Raw genomic sequence first — 13943 nt, 5'->3', positions numbered from 1 at the left:
TTTTCACAAATCTAATAAAATAAGGATAACCAAGCCAAAGGGGGCGGGAAAATGAAGGATTCAATAATGGGCGAAAATTCGCACAACCTATTACACTACTATTTCAATCAAACGAACGAAGCAATCGTTATTACGGAACTCACATCATTGGTACCCCTTGCTGCAAAATTCTATGATTTTAATGACAAGTCATGCAGCCTTCTTGGATACACAAGAGAAGAAATGAAAAAGCTTAACCCCATTACACTGTTCTTTGGGCATATTGATTCAGAAATTTTCCGCTCTATACAGAATCGCTTCGCCATTGAACGGGAAATTACGGTTGAAATGGAGCTGCTGACGAAACTCCAAACCAAAATCCCCGTTGAAGCGAATTGCTTCCTCATCAAAATGGACGGTAAAACGTTCATTTATTCTTCCATCAAAAAAATTTCAAGAAGGAAAAAGGAATTTGATCAACTGCTCTCAGAAAAGGAATTTTCTCATTCTATTTTAGATACGATTCAGGCATTCGTCGTTCTCCTGGAACCTGATGGAAGGATTGCGGATTGGAACCGCCATTGCACGTTTCACACAGGATATGCCTTTGAGGAAGCTGCAGGAAAATATATTTGGGATGTCATGCTTGAGAAGGAGGAGAGCAGGAATGCAAAGGATTTCTTTTCTCGGTCCGTTACCCCCTTCCCTGCCTTTCACGAAAATAACTGGGTGGCAAAAACAGGCGAAAAGATGATGATTCGGTGGTCTAATAAAGAAATTTTTGACCAAAATGGACAGGTTCAATATATTGTTTGTACAGGTATAGATTTGACTGAAAATAAGCTTTATGAGGAAAAATTGAAGGAAAGCAATGAGAAATTCAAGCGTCTTGTAGAACATAATCCAGATGGAATTATCATTTACCAGAATGCCAAGCTTACCTATATGAATTTAGAGGCTGAGAAAATGCTGGGGATGAATTGTATGCAGGCAGGCGGTTCTATATCCAATCTTCTTCACCCATCAGATCAAATAGTGGCACATGAAGCTCTGCATTCACTTATAAATCACGAGCAGGATGTCGCCGGTCCTATTGAACTCACCCTTACAAGAAGAGATGGAAGTTCAATTTCTATAGAAGCAAAAGGCATTTCTGACTGGAATCAGAACGATACTTCCGTCATCGTGGTTATGAGGGATATTTCGCCCCGCAAAAAAGCGGAACAGGAATTTCAGCACGCCTTTAACCAAATGCAGGGTATCCTTTCCTCTTCAGTTGAGGGATTGCTCGGTATTGATGAACATCATCACGTCATCTTTGTTAATCAAGCCATGTTAAGCGCGATAAATATGAACCGCTCCGATATAATAGGGCAGTCAATCAAACCCTTGCTTCTGAAGTATACGGATACTGCTTCAATTCATTCTCTCCTTGAAGAGAACCGCACAATCGAGGTGAAGATTGGGGATGGCCGAAAAAAGAGGCACTTGGAGCTGTCTGCTAATCCAATGAAAAATGAGCGCGGCCAGGTTATCACTTTTTATGACCAAACAGACAGGGTGCTTCTAGAAACGGCAAAAAACCGCTATTATGATGCAATAGCCTGCGGAATCACAGTGCAAAATTCGGATGGAACGATTGTTTTTGCTAATCAATGCGCTTCAGAAATATTAGGGTATGAAAGCTCTGATTTACTAAATATGAGTTCGTTAAATATCGAATGGAATGCAAAAGACGAAAATGGACGAGATTTAACCGGACAGGAGCATCCTTCCATGACAACGCTCTTAACGAAAAAAGAAATCTCACATTTCGTTATGGGAGTGTACAATCCGATTAGAGAAGAAAACCGCTGGATCCTGATTGATACCCGGATTTTATACGCCGATCAAAGTCAGGACATCGAATACATCATTGCTACTTTTCAGGATATTACAGAAAAAATCGAATTGGACAAGATGGTCAAAAGTCAGGAAAAGCTTGCTTTAGCAGGACGAATGGCTACTGCTGTAGCCCATGAAGTGAGAAACCCCCTGACCTCGGTTCTAGGATTTCTTCAGTTAATGGAAACCTCAGATGAACTGAACAAAGACTATTTAAGAATCATGAAAAAAGATCTTGAACGCATTAAGCTTGTGACGAATGAATTCTTATCATTGGCTAAACCTGAGAGTATGGAGACTGTCAAGCTTGAATTAAAGGATGATATCCTCGTGCCTGTCGTTCACATTTTGATGCAGGACTTAAATGACCGGAACATAACATTTGAATTTTTTGAGGAGGAGAATGGTCCTTATTATGTTGAAGGGAAGCAGGAGTCTCTAAAACAAGTATTTTTAAATTTCCTTACGAATGCCATGGATGCGATTCCGAAAGAGGGCAGCATCCACCTTATCCTTTCCCATTTTGGTGAACATGTCCTCATCACCATTGAAGACACAGGCATTGGCATTGACCCAGAGCGCCTCCCTTTCCTTGGAGAGCCTTTCTATTCATTGAAAGAGAAAGGTACAGGACTCGGCCTTCTTATTTGCCGTAAAATTCTTGAAGATCACAGGGGCCATTTCAGCATAGTGAGCAGCCCTGGTGAAGGTACAAAGGTAACGATTTTCATTCCTGCAGCCTCACAATCGGATTCGGAAACTGCTTAATGAAAAAACAGGCCCGGCTCAAGTCCGGACCTGTTATTTAAATTGTCTGAAGCGGTTCTTGGTCCCCTTTGCTGTTTTTCCTTTTTACGGCTGCCGCAGCCAGAAAAATACTTGCTTCAAATAAAAATGCCATTGGAATCAGCACAAATAACTGCGAGCTGAAATCAGGCGGAGTTATGACCGCCGACAAAATGGCCAAGACAAAGTAAACATATTTACGGTACTTTCTCATCATTCCTGGCGTGATCAGTCCAAGATTGGTTAAAAAGACGACGGCTGCCGGCAGTTCAAATAAAAAACCAAACGGCAAAACAATTTGAAAGAGAAAACCAAAATATTTTTCAGTTGTGAATAACGCGGTAAACAGACCATCGGACATATTTAAAAGAAAACCTAAGGCAGAAGGAAATACAACAAAGTATCCAAAACAAATACCTCCGGCAAATAAGATTCCAATTGCCGGTACAAACGCATAGACAGCTTTTTTCTCTTCAGTCGTTAAGGCTGGTCCAACGAATGCCCAGAGCTGATGGGCTGCTACCGGAAATACAGCAGCTATTGCCATTATGTTCGCCATACTAAAGTAAACCCACATAATTTCAGAAGGACCCAGTACAGTCAGCTTAATGTCCGTATCAATTAAAAACCAGCGATACAAATCATCTGCAAGAAAGAATCCGATTCCTAAAAAAACGGCATAAGCAATGCCTGTCAGGAGGAGCCTTTTTCTCAGTTCCTCCAAATGCCTTTGCCAGAAGGTCATTTGAGACATGGTGTTTTCCCTCCCTCCATAGGATGAGGCAATCCAATCAGACCTCCCCCTGATTACTCATTAACTTTTTATTTCATCACTCTTTTTAGAATCTTCATCTCTAATTGCTTCTCTCGTTCCATTCTTAAATTCCTTGAGGGCAGAACCAAAGGATCTTCCAATCTCAGGAAGCTTGGAAGGACCAAAAACAATCAGAGCAATAACCAATATTAAAATAAGACCTGGAACTCCAATATTTTGAATCATTTTGAATTTCCTCCCTAGAATAGACTATTATTTTCATGAATTACGAGTTCTGCCTTTCCATTTGGCACTTCACATTGCCAGAGCAATTCCTTCTTAGATGTTTCTTTTTCAATATTGTCTACCTTGTAAGCTGTCCACATTGATTTTTCCTTTGTTACTTCCAAAACGGCATATCCGTGGGCCGTGCTGTCAAAAAGTTTAATCCATGGATTTTCAATTTTGACGATGTTTTGGAGTTCCTTGAATAACACTTCTGCTGTTATTGTGCTGAGATCGGTCAGCTTTGTTCTTAAAAGGCTGATTAGCTCGCTAATGGCGTTCGCAGGCATAGGACTTGATGGATCCGGGATTTTATTCAGGATATTTCGGATCGACTCCCTCAGGTTGCTGGACGTCACTGAGCCTACCATTAGTTCAACCCCTATCTGTTTCTCATCCTTAAACAGACCGTAGTTGTCTCTCATTACTGATGCTTCAAATGTATGGAAGTCTCCCGTTAGGGCAATTAAATTGGAGATTCCGTTATCCGTAATGGTTTTGGCAATGACATCACGTTCATACGTATATCCATCCCACGCATCCAGATTAGCGAGTTTCCCAAGGATCTTTAGCTGGGTAAGCTGCACTTCGTTTCCCCACAGCTTCCATTGCTGATTTGAAGTTTTCAGTTCATTTAAAAACCAGTCCAGCTGCGAAGCTCCAAGCATCGTTCTTTCAGAGCTGGATACATTTTCACAGCCTCTGGTTAAATAACGGTCCAACGTTTCCTCTCCGCAAGGATGAGAACTTCTGTATAACCGCTGATCGGTCATTATAATTTTTGCCAGGTTTCCATAGGTAAACGAACGATAGATGCGGATGGACTCTTCAAAATTCTTTTCAGGATTAAACGGAACTCGAGCCGGCATATATTCATACCATGCCTGATTGGCTACCAGTCTCCGCTCCGGGTTTGAATTGGGATCATCGTCCGGTGCGACGGCGGGATAGTAAGTATCATTTGCAAATTCATGGTCATCCCATGTTGCAATCATCGCATGCCGGCTGTGCAGTTTTTGAAGATTTGGATCCGTACGATATTTTTTATATAGCGTTCTGTAATCCTCCAGTGAGGATGCTTTAGGCTGACCGCTTGGCAAATCGATTTTTCTCGATGCCAGATTTCCCTGATATGCGGCATCTCCAACAGATTCATATATATAATCGCCAACATGGAGGAAAAATGCCAGGTCTTCATCTGCCAAATGCCCAAGGGCAGTAAAATGACCGTTTGTATAATCCTGGCAGGAAACATAGCCTAATTTTACACGCTGGATATCCGCCTGATTTTTTGGCAGTGTTTGAAAACGTCCTGTCTGGCTGACGTAGCCGTTCTTCGTAATAAAGCGGTAGTAGTAGATTTCAGAAGACTCTAGAAATCCGTCTAAGTCCACCCTCACGACTTGATCGTGTTCCTTCCAAATCGGTGAAAACCCTCTCGCATCCAAATTAGAAAAATCCTCTTGGCGGCTTACTTCAAACATGACAAAATTTCCTGCTTCAATAGCGGCGGAGAGATTTTCATTGCCTGCATTCTCTTTTTCCAGCCAATAAATTACATTCTCGCCAATTTGATTGTCTGTATAGCCCGTTTCTTTAACCGGGTCCACTCGGGTCCATATCATCGCCCCGGATTCAGTAGGATCACCAGATAATACAGCCTGTGGAAAACCTTCTCCTGCTTGATAAACAGGGACATATGGCGATGTTTCCGCTGCATGGGCTCTGGAAAGGATTCCAGTTAACCGGCCGGCACCTGATGCCTCTACTGCCACTACGGCTGAACCAGCTAAAAAGTATTTTAGAAATTTTCTTCTGTCCTGATCATAATCTCCATTAGAATCTTCAAACTTGTCCCGCATCATCGTGCCTCCTATAGCATTTTTCAATACTTCTTTATTCTGGATAGGAATCATGAAGGAGGCTTTACAAATAAATAACAAGCCTTTTAAAAGCTTGTTAAGGAAGGTAAATTTTTTGGTAAATAATTGAACAAGAGTAAAATAAAAACGGACAGCATCAGCTGTCCGTTCTATGTAAGCATGAATTATAATTTAGCCGAATCCTCTGCTTTTACAGATTGGCTCGGAATGGATGAATCGAAATTGACCGTGCTTGCAGAAGATGTACGGGTGTCATTTTCAGCAGTTATTGGATCTGTCAGCCCGGATCCGGCATCGGCTACTTTTGCTCCAACGTCCTTCATATCTCCTGCTGCTTCCTTCACATTGTTAAGAGCTTCCTGTGAGGTTGATGCGACTTCTGTTATTTTTTTAAACACACCGTTGTTCAAGCTTTCGTAAATATTTTGTGCATCACGGATAGCGGATTCCAGTGTGTTTCTTGCATTGTTAAATTGAGAAACAAATTGCTCTTTAACTTCGCCTGGGTTGTCCTTGACATTTTGGACAATGCCAACTGTCGAATCTTTAATTCCGGCAGCACCTTTCGTTACCTTGCTTCGAGTTGTAGAATCCAGCATCGAAACAGCTCCACCTATAATAGCACCTAAAATCATTCCTCTGACTAGCTTGCTGTTTTTATCCTTTTGTCTTTTGCTATCCTGAATCGTAACTTGTGTCATTGCTTGAACTCCTCCTCTTAATCAATTTGTGTATTTTATACCCCTGGCCGCTAAACGATAAACAAGTAAAATTACTACATTTTATAAAAAACGCAATAAAGTCTGGCCGAAGGTACCAGCTGCCTGTCACCGGAGTCCAAGAGATACGTATTTCACTTCTAAATACTCTTCAATCCCTTGCCTGCCGCCCTCTCGGCCAAGACCGCTCTCCTTCATGCCTCCAAAGGGAGCCTGCGCAGTTGATGGAAGTCCATCGTTTAAGCCTACGATGCCGTATTGAAGAGCTTCTACGATCCGGATGCCCCTGGATATATTTTCGGTAAATACATAGGCAGCTAAACCGAAGGAAGAATTGTTTGCTCTCCTGATTGCTTCCTCCATATTCTTTACCCGGGTAACAGGTGCGACCGGACCAAACGTTTCTTCGTTCATGCAGAGCATTTCATCTGTAGCATCACTAATAATAACCGGCTCCATAAAATACCCTTTTAAATCTGGCAGGCTTTGAGGACTTTTTATAAGAGTTCCGCCTTTATTTTCAGCGTCATGCAGATGCTCTTTTACTTTATTAACTCCATCATCATCAATAAGAGGACCGATTGCAATCTCTTCATCCAGTCCGTTCCCCACCTTTAGGCTGAACACAGCCTGCTTAAACTTTTCCATAAACTCATCATAAACAGCCTCATGGACATAAGCCCGGTTGGTACAAATGCACGTTTGGCCTGAGTTGCGGAATTTTGAGGCAGCCATAGCCTGAGCAGCACTATCGAGATCCGCATCATCCATTACAATGAACGGCGCGTGTCCGCCAAGCTCAAGCGAGATTTTTTTCATCGTATCAGCTGAGCCTTTCATGAGCGTTTTCCCTACTTCGGTAGACCCCGTAAACGATAATTTTTTCACTCTTTCATCTGCCATCCAGGCTTCGGAAATTTCTTTAGATGAACCGGTAATAACATTCAAAACTCCTTTTGGGATTCCTGCTTCTTCGGCTAATTCAGCCAGTCTCAACGCTGTAAGCGGAGTAGAGGAGGCCGGCTTGACAACAGCTGTACAGCCTGCCGCCAGTGCTGGACCCACCTTTCTTGTAATCATTGCAGCCGGGAAATTCCACGGCGTGATTGCTGCAATGACCCCAACAGGCTGTTTGATAACAAATAAACGCTTATTAGCAGCAGACGCCGGAATGGTTTCTCCGTAAATTCGTTTCCCTTCCTCTGCATACCACTTTACAAAACTATTGGCATAGCCCACTTCTCCTATTGCTTCTTTAAGCGGTTTTCCTTGCTCCTTCGTCATGATTTCACCAATCTCATTCTGATGCTCTTTAATTAATGCGTGCCACTTTTCCAGGTATTCTGCCCTTTCATAGGCAGTTAGCGAAGACCATTCTGTAAGAGCATGATATGCTGCATCAACTGCCGCTTTTGCTTCCTTTTCGCCGCCTTTTGGTACAGATGCGATGATGTCTTTAGTTGCAGGATTTTCAACTTTTATCGTTTCCTCTGTATAAATCCACTCGCCATTTATGTATACCGGCCACTTTTTCAAATGAAACCCTCCCATGTATAATTGGACTTTCTATCTTTCTTCCACTAACCTGTATAATATTAAACATACATGCTGGTTATGACAAAGGAGGTGACGGATCATAATGAAGCCATTTAAACTATGGAAAGCAGCTGGTGCTGTTGGCTTGATGGGATTTCTTGCATGGAATGAATTTAGGAGATTCAAAAAAGAGCTGGAAAAATCCAGCTTGTCTGAAAGAAATGCAAAGGTAAATATGAAGGATGTAGAAACCAATCCAAATCAAGATTGCTGAGGGCCATTTATTAAATGATTACTCCATTTGCAGGAGAAAAGGCATTAAATTTGAGAGATTTGTTCTGCTGAATGCTGATCGGCATTGTTTAGCTGGGCTGGTGTCAATTGGGTGATTTCTGCAAGCTGGGCCATGGTTTCAATTAACCTTTCCATTTGCAGTTTTATAGAGGCGGCGTGGTAGGAAATATCCAGCTGTTCGATGTTAGGATAATGGGAAGATGCTTTATAATAGGAATGATCGAAGCCCTTTTGTACTTCCTGCAGCTCACGCTCTCTTTCTTTCAGGCGGCTGCTTAATGAGAGCAATTCATTCACATTGATGCTAATTTCGAAAGGTAGGTTTGACGTGTTCATTGAAGTGATTCTCTCGCTTTCTCTTCTAGTTGGGCGGCAAGCTCGGCTAAACGGACTTCCTCATGCTGGAGTCCGGTGATCATTTGATTCATATGGTCGTATATTGTCGTAAATGCATCTGATGCTTCCTCCATGACCCGATTAAAACTTTCAGCGCTCTTCCCTTTCCAGTCATGGGCAGCCTCGGATACATGGTTCGTCGTCTGGTGAATGATACCAGTGAACTGGTCCATAATCTGAACTAATTCTCCTCTGAGCTGCTGCACCGCGTAGCAATCACCCTCTGTATTCATGACACTCCGCATTAGCTGATTGAAGCGATCCATCTCACTCACTGCCATTCACCTTCCATCTTCTTCTTTCTTCAAGTATAGGAGAAATTTTCAAGTTTGCACAACGGAAATTTGGATTATTATCTTTGATTACGTTAGAGAAGTTTTTGTCGAATTACGTCGAATTTATAGGTCTGCATTTCAATTACTGTGTATCTTACCTTATATTTATTAAGAGTCCTATGTCCTATTTTGTATTTCCAAGCAAATTCAGGAGGGATCTCACTGGCTTGAATGTAAAACCACGGACTGATTATCATGTCTTTAATCCTACTATTTTTCCATATAAAGGAATTTATGTTTTGATTTCTTGAAAGCGAATTTGATCCTTTTTAGGAGTAATCAGCAGTTCTCTGACCAAAAATTCTCCGTAAGACCGGGGAATTTCTGCATACAGGATGTCAAGGTTTCCTTTTACGAAAACAATGATATTCATGTCTTCCCTTTATTCCAGATTGCTTTCATTCTTGAATGGCATCCCAAGTTCTTTTTCTATTTCATCTTCTGTTGTATAAGGTCCAAATATATATGCCTTTTCCCATGAATCAGCTGCATGACTCAGCCTAAACTCTGATTTATGCAGACTCATCTCTGATCGTATGTCCTTTTTCAAAGATTGACTTTCTTTTACTTTTGGATGTAGCCGTACACCGCTATGGAAAAGAGAATTAGTAAAGCTGTGACCCATTTCTGCAGTCTAAACCCTATCGTACTATGATCTAGACGATTTTTCATTGGGGCGAAAGGGGTGTATTAATTTAAGACGCTATAAGGAGTTTTTGTACGCCTCTCCCTAGAGAATGCGGGATATCTTTTAGAACGGCTTATAGCATTTTCGGCAAATCTGCTCATGAAACTGGCGTTTATTTTTCGTACCGCAGCTGGTGCAGAAGATGACAAAAGAGTCAAAAGAACCATTAAAGGCTAATCTTTCTCCCCGCTTCAATGCTTTAATACTAAATAGAATATCACCAGCAAGCATCAGTCCTGCCAAGAATATCAATAAGGCTATAAACATATGAGAACCCTCCCAAATGCAATTCACAAATCCATTCACCTTCTATATTTTACCATAAAATAAAGATGAACGAGCTATGAAAATAGCGTCTCTCATTCATTTATTTCTTTGCCAGCAAGTATCTGGAAAAGAAATTTCACGTAAACGATCATGCTCTTTCTGCAAACTTCCCCACCTACCGTTTAGACATTTCAGGTCGTCTGCGAATATACTGCAAGAGGCTCAAAAAGAAGGTGATAACATGGCAGCATATGTAGTGATTTTAGAAATAACAGGTGCCTGGATCCAAACGGCCGGGACAGCCATTGCAGCAATTGGTGAAACACTTGTGGCAGGGGAGGAGCCGGGATATAACACAGGGGAAAAATTAGTCGTAATAGGAAACGGTGTCGAAGCTGCAGGCAATGCGCTTCAAGCAATAGCCCTGTCTTCCGATCTAAACCGCACGATGTCAAGCTTAGGTGCGTGGCTGCAGGCGGCTGGAAATACTGCAAATGCGGCAGCTGGAATCATTATTTTAAATGGAGATGAAAAGGCTGGATTGATGCTTGATATTTTAGGCGATTCTATCCAATCAGCCGGAGCTGCAATCGAAGCAAATTTTGTTGATGGAAGTCTTCCATTTGCTGGTGCAATTGTAATTGGTGAATATCTTATTTCCCTTGGAGCAGCCCTTGAGGCCATAGGAGCTTATTATCTTCTAAAAGGAAAAAAGGTAAGCGGCGATGCAATCCAAGCGTTCGCAAGCTATCTTGAATTTGCAGGTGCAGGAACCATTGCTGCAGCGTTAACAAAGGGATTCGTATGGACGCAAAGGGACTATGGGGATGAAATTCTATATCGTTACCCCCGTGCCTGACATTCAAGGAAAACAGAATTTTTCATTATCTACCAGATCTTCCTTGATTTAATAAATGCTGCTAAAATAGGACCTGACAAGGAAAGGGGTTCTATATGCAATCGAATAATGGTTACTATGAAGAATTATTCCTCACCGGAAAGGAATATCCGGGCGCACATGTAATCCAGCGGCTTTCTCCAAAAGAATACATAGAGGTTCTTGTACTGCATGCTGCCAGGGGATTAAGCGAAAAATTCACGAGTTTAATAGAAAATGATCAATATAGCGAAATGACTAGGTTAGCTTCGGAATTATCCAGCCTCCTCAAGGACGGCGAGGATCAATTTTCGCTTCCGCTTTCCATGGTTACATATAATCGTGATGGAAAAGAAATGCCTTATTTTCAGGATTTCTTTCTTTCCCGCCTGAATTTACTGCATAACGAAAAACATTCAATTAAAAATTTCTTTAAAACTTTGAAATTTGAAATGCTCACAGCAGATTCTGCAGAGTTTATGGTTAGTTTTATCCGGATGTCCGGTCTTCAGCTCCTTATACAGCCGCTGCTTGAGCTGGAACAAAGAGGTATTCCGGTACGAATTATTACATCAACTTATCTGGGGATTACAGAGGCAAAAGCATTAAAGAGGTTACAGGGTTTCTCCAATGTAACAGTTCGGGTGCTTCCTTCGCAAACCGAGTCATTTCACACGAAAGCCTATCTGTTCCACCGGCATTCCGGTTTCCATAACGTCATCATTGGTTCATCCAACCTGTCTCATTCGGCCCTTATTAATGGGCACGAACTAAATGTAAAAATTCCTGATTCACCCTATTTCCCTGTTTTTGACCAAACAAAAAAGGTCTTTGATTCCACCTGGCAAGATCCGAAGTGTCTTCCTCTAACTGACGATTTGATTACAGAATACGAGTCCTATCAAAAAGCAAGAAATGATTATGAACAATTTGCCTATAAACAGGCTGCCGCTGCTGCAGAGGCTCCTGCTTTATATACAACTGGCATCATACCGAATTCCATGCAAAAAAAGGCTTTGGAAAATTTGGTGAAGACCCGCAGCTCAGGCAACAGAAAAGGAGTCATTATTGCAGCAACCGGAACGGGGAAAACATACTTATCTGCGTTTGACGTAAAGGCAGTAAAACCAAATAGGCTGTTATTCATCGCCCACCGGGAAGAACTGCTTGATAATGCCATCTCTGCTTTTCAGAAGGTCATTCCCGATGCCTCGCTATATGGAAAAGTAACGGGAACACAGAAGCAATTTGATCACCGTTATGTCTTCAGTACTGTGCAATCCCTCCACAGGGAAAATAACTTGGTCCGATTCCATTCAGACTCTTTCGATTACATCATTATTGATGAATTTCATCATGCAGAAGCTCCTTCGTATAAAAGGGTGCTTGATTACTTTGAACCTGATTTTTTATTAGGTTTGACTGCAACACCAGAACGTCTGGACGGGAAAGATGTACTGGCCATTTGCGACCACAATGTTGTTTACGAAATCAGGCTACGTGACGCCCTGGAATCTGAATTGCTAGCACCCTTTCACTATTTTGGCGTTTCGGACCAAACAATCGATTATTCTTCCATTCCTCTTCGGAACGGACTGTATCAGGAGGATGCTCTAGTTAAAGCATTAAGTACCAATCGCCGAACTGATTTTATTATTGAAATGATGGAACATTACGGATATGACGGTGACCGCCTGACTGGGCTTGGTTTCTGTACAAATATTGCCCATGCCAAATATATGAGTACAGAATTTAATGCAAGAGGATACGTGACTTCATTTCTCACAGGTGAGCACTCCATAACCTATCGGAAAGAAATGGTCAGTAAGCTGGAAGATGATCATCATCCGCTGCAGCTCATTTTTACAGTTGATATTTTCAATGAGGGAATTGATATACCAAAACTAAACTTGCTTTTATTCTTGCGGCCCACAGAATCATCTGCAATCTTCATTCAGCAGCTTGGACGCGGATTAAGGAAAGTACCAAGAAAAGAGTTTGTAACGGTGCTTGATTTTATCGGAAACTACCAGAAATCCTTCGTTGTTCCTCTTGCTCTTTCCGGCCAGATGAATCAGAGAGGATTTGACAAGGATTCGCTGAGAGTTGCCATCACCCATGAGTTTTCTGATCTTCCTGGCGGTTCGTACGTGGACCTTGATCCAATCACAAGAAAAGAAGTTCTCGATCGAATTGATTCCATCAAGATGAATTCTTCTGAAATGCTGAAAATGCTTTATCATCAATTCCGAAATGAACTGGGACGATCACCAGAAATTCTGGACTTTCTCTATTCTGAACAATCACCCAGCTTTGGGTACTTTGTACATAAATACGGGACGTGGGTCAAGGTCAAGGAAAAAATGCAGGATCTTTCCCCATTGGACGAGGAGATTCTGAATAATCGCACCTTATTGTTCCTTATAGAGCGCCTTGAAAAAATGGTTCCCGTTAAATGGCCATATGAGCTGATTGTCTTGGAGCTCGCATTCATGCAAAAGGATGTACTGGCTGAGGATGTTACGAGGCACATGGAGAAAAAATTTGGAGTACCTGTCAAATTTGCAACCCATCAGACGATCATCCAGCAGTCTTTTTTAAGATTGAGCACACCGGATAAAAAAACAAAGCTCGTTATAGGGGAATCAGACGGTTCTGTTTTGAGGCTGAGAGAAGAGATTTTAACTCTTTCAGAGAATCCCTCTGTATATCAATACATTAAGGACCGAATTGATTATGGAATTATTGAATTTAGACGAATGTATCATCCTGAAAAGTTTTTAAAAGGAGACAAGCTCTCTCTTTATCAAAATTATACGAGAAATGATTTGATCTTTTTATTTGAAGCGGGAGTCGCGGAAGGAACATGGCGCGAGGGTGTAAGCAAAACAGGCTGCCATTACCTGCTGTTTATCAATTTGAACAAGTCTGACCGAGTGGAAAAGCACCTTCACTATCAAGACTATTTTATTGATCAAAAGCATTTCCACTGGCAAAGCCAAAACCAAACATCCCATTCTTCAACTGTAGGACAAAATTACATCCATCATCAAGAGCTAGGCATTCACATCCATTTGTTCGTAAGGAAATTTACTGAAATGCACGGTATGACTCTCCCATTTTCTTATCTTGGAGAAGTGGATTATGTCTCAAGTCATGGCGACAAGCCAATGAGCATTCGATGGAAGCTTCATCATGCCATTCCAGAAGATTTGTTTATGGACCTCGTCCGCTAAATTTTTTGAGTGTAACGTCTATTC

13 protein-coding genes are annotated in these 13943 nt (G+C 41.7%); 4 read left to right on the top strand and 9 right to left on the bottom strand.

Annotated elements, in window-relative coordinates:
* Positions 1 to 51: 51 nt before the first annotated feature.
* A complete protein-coding gene (locus WCV65_RS08875; RefSeq protein WP_338781680.1) occupies positions 52 to 2631 on the top strand; it encodes a PAS domain S-box protein in 2580 nt (859 codons plus the stop codon).
* A 37-nt stretch (positions 2632 to 2668) separates the two neighbouring features.
* Here WCV65_RS08875 and tatC read toward each other — a convergent pair whose 3' ends face one another.
* From tatC to WCV65_RS08850, 5 genes are all read right to left on the bottom strand, one after another.
* Positions 2669 to 3403, bottom strand: coding sequence for a twin-arginine translocase subunit TatC (gene tatC, locus WCV65_RS08870; RefSeq protein WP_035413141.1), 735 nt, complete (start codon positions 3401 to 3403; stop codon positions 2669 to 2671).
* A 60-nt stretch (positions 3404 to 3463) separates the two neighbouring features.
* A complete protein-coding gene (tatA, locus tag WCV65_RS08865) occupies positions 3464 to 3649 on the bottom strand; it encodes a twin-arginine translocase TatA/TatE family subunit (RefSeq protein ID WP_035413143.1) in 186 nt (61 codons plus the stop codon).
* A 14-nt stretch (positions 3650 to 3663) separates the two neighbouring features.
* Positions 3664 to 5550 carry an alkaline phosphatase D family protein gene (locus WCV65_RS08860; protein WP_338781678.1) on the bottom strand — a complete coding sequence of 629 codons (1887 nt, stop codon included), beginning with the start codon at positions 5548 to 5550 and terminating at the stop codon, positions 3664 to 3666.
* Between the two features lie 185 nt (positions 5551 to 5735).
* Positions 5736 to 6272 carry a YtxH domain-containing protein gene (locus WCV65_RS08855; protein ID WP_338781676.1) on the bottom strand — a complete coding sequence of 179 codons (537 nt, stop codon included), beginning with the start codon at positions 6270 to 6272 and terminating at the stop codon, positions 5736 to 5738.
* A gap of 126 nt (positions 6273 to 6398) precedes the next feature.
* Positions 6399 to 7841, bottom strand: coding sequence for an NAD-dependent succinate-semialdehyde dehydrogenase (locus WCV65_RS08850; protein WP_035413149.1), 1443 nt, complete (start codon positions 7839 to 7841; stop codon positions 6399 to 6401).
* A gap of 88 nt (positions 7842 to 7929) precedes the next feature.
* On the opposite strand from WCV65_RS08850, the gene WCV65_RS08845 reads away from it, so the two are divergent.
* On the top strand, positions 7930 to 8100 hold the full coding sequence (locus tag WCV65_RS08845; protein ID WP_338781675.1) for a hypothetical protein: 171 nt from the start codon (positions 7930 to 7932) through the stop codon (positions 8098 to 8100).
* 44 nt (positions 8101 to 8144) lie between these two features.
* Here the strand turns inward: WCV65_RS08845 and WCV65_RS08840 are convergent, their stop codons facing one another.
* From WCV65_RS08840 to WCV65_RS08825, 4 genes are all read right to left on the bottom strand, one after another.
* Positions 8145 to 8456 (bottom strand): hypothetical protein, encoded by a 312-nt coding sequence (locus WCV65_RS08840; RefSeq protein WP_338781674.1) that lies wholly within the window; start codon positions 8454 to 8456, stop codon positions 8145 to 8147.
* Entirely contained in the window at positions 8453 to 8797 is a 345-nt protein-coding gene (locus WCV65_RS08835) for a WXG100 family type VII secretion target (protein ID WP_035413154.1), read from the bottom strand. Before WCV65_RS08835 ends, WCV65_RS08840 begins: the two co-directional genes overlap by 4 nt.
* Positions 8798 to 9083: 286 nt before the next feature.
* Positions 9084 to 9224, bottom strand: coding sequence for a hypothetical protein (locus tag WCV65_RS08830; protein WP_338781672.1), 141 nt, complete (start codon positions 9222 to 9224; stop codon positions 9084 to 9086).
* A gap of 378 nt (positions 9225 to 9602) precedes the next feature.
* Positions 9603 to 9806 (bottom strand): hypothetical protein, encoded by a 204-nt coding sequence (locus WCV65_RS08825; RefSeq protein WP_338781671.1) that lies wholly within the window; start codon positions 9804 to 9806, stop codon positions 9603 to 9605.
* A 241-nt stretch (positions 9807 to 10047) separates the two neighbouring features.
* Here WCV65_RS08825 and WCV65_RS08820 point away from each other — a divergent pair, with 241 nt between their 5' ends.
* Both WCV65_RS08820 and WCV65_RS08815 read left to right on the top strand, forming a co-directional pair.
* On the top strand, positions 10048 to 10665 hold the full coding sequence (locus WCV65_RS08820; protein ID WP_338781670.1) for a hypothetical protein: 618 nt from the start codon (positions 10048 to 10050) through the stop codon (positions 10663 to 10665).
* A gap of 95 nt (positions 10666 to 10760) precedes the next feature.
* The gene (locus WCV65_RS08815) at positions 10761 to 13919 is read left to right on the top strand and encodes a DUF3427 domain-containing protein (RefSeq protein ID WP_338781669.1); all 3159 of its coding nucleotides are present in this window, start codon (positions 10761 to 10763) and stop codon (positions 13917 to 13919) included.
* The last annotated feature ends 24 nt before the right edge of the window (positions 13920 to 13943 follow it).

The organism is Metabacillus sp. FJAT-52054 (genome assembly GCF_037201815.1).
GTDB lineage: Bacteria > Bacillota > Bacilli > Bacillales > Bacillaceae > Metabacillus_B > Metabacillus_B sediminis.
This window is presented reverse-complemented; position numbering and strand designations above follow the sequence as displayed.

Excerpts from the sequence above, each read along its gene's own strand:
- WCV65_RS08875 (WP_338781680.1), top strand. The coding sequence starts at position 52 with ATGAAGGATTCAATAATGGGCGAAAATTCGCACAACCTATTACACTAC.
- tatC (WP_035413141.1), bottom strand. The coding sequence starts at position 3,403 with ATGTCTCAAATGACCTTCTGGCAAAGGCATTTGGAGGAACTGAGAAAA.
- tatA (WP_035413143.1), bottom strand. The coding sequence starts at position 3,649 with ATGATTCAAAATATTGGAGTTCCAGGTCTTATTTTAATATTGGTTATT.
- WCV65_RS08860 (WP_338781678.1), bottom strand. The coding sequence starts at position 5,550 with ATGCGGGACAAGTTTGAAGATTCTAATGGAGATTATGATCAGGACAGA.
- WCV65_RS08855 (WP_338781676.1), bottom strand. The coding sequence starts at position 6,272 with ATGACACAAGTTACGATTCAGGATAGCAAAAGACAAAAGGATAAAAAC.
- WCV65_RS08850 (WP_035413149.1), bottom strand. The coding sequence starts at position 7,841 with ATGGGAGGGTTTCATTTGAAAAAGTGGCCGGTATACATAAATGGCGAG.
- WCV65_RS08845 (WP_338781675.1), top strand. The coding sequence starts at position 7,930 with ATGAAGCCATTTAAACTATGGAAAGCAGCTGGTGCTGTTGGCTTGATG.
- WCV65_RS08840 (WP_338781674.1), bottom strand. The coding sequence starts at position 8,456 with ATGAACACGTCAAACCTACCTTTCGAAATTAGCATCAATGTGAATGAA.
- WCV65_RS08835 (WP_035413154.1), bottom strand. The coding sequence starts at position 8,797 with ATGGCAGTGAGTGAGATGGATCGCTTCAATCAGCTAATGCGGAGTGTC.
- WCV65_RS08830 (WP_338781672.1), bottom strand. The coding sequence starts at position 9,224 with ATGAATATCATTGTTTTCGTAAAAGGAAACCTTGACATCCTGTATGCA.
- WCV65_RS08825 (WP_338781671.1), bottom strand. The coding sequence starts at position 9,806 with ATGTTTATAGCCTTATTGATATTCTTGGCAGGACTGATGCTTGCTGGT.
- WCV65_RS08820 (WP_338781670.1), top strand. The coding sequence starts at position 10,048 with ATGGCAGCATATGTAGTGATTTTAGAAATAACAGGTGCCTGGATCCAA.
- WCV65_RS08815 (WP_338781669.1), top strand. The coding sequence starts at position 10,761 with ATGCAATCGAATAATGGTTACTATGAAGAATTATTCCTCACCGGAAAG.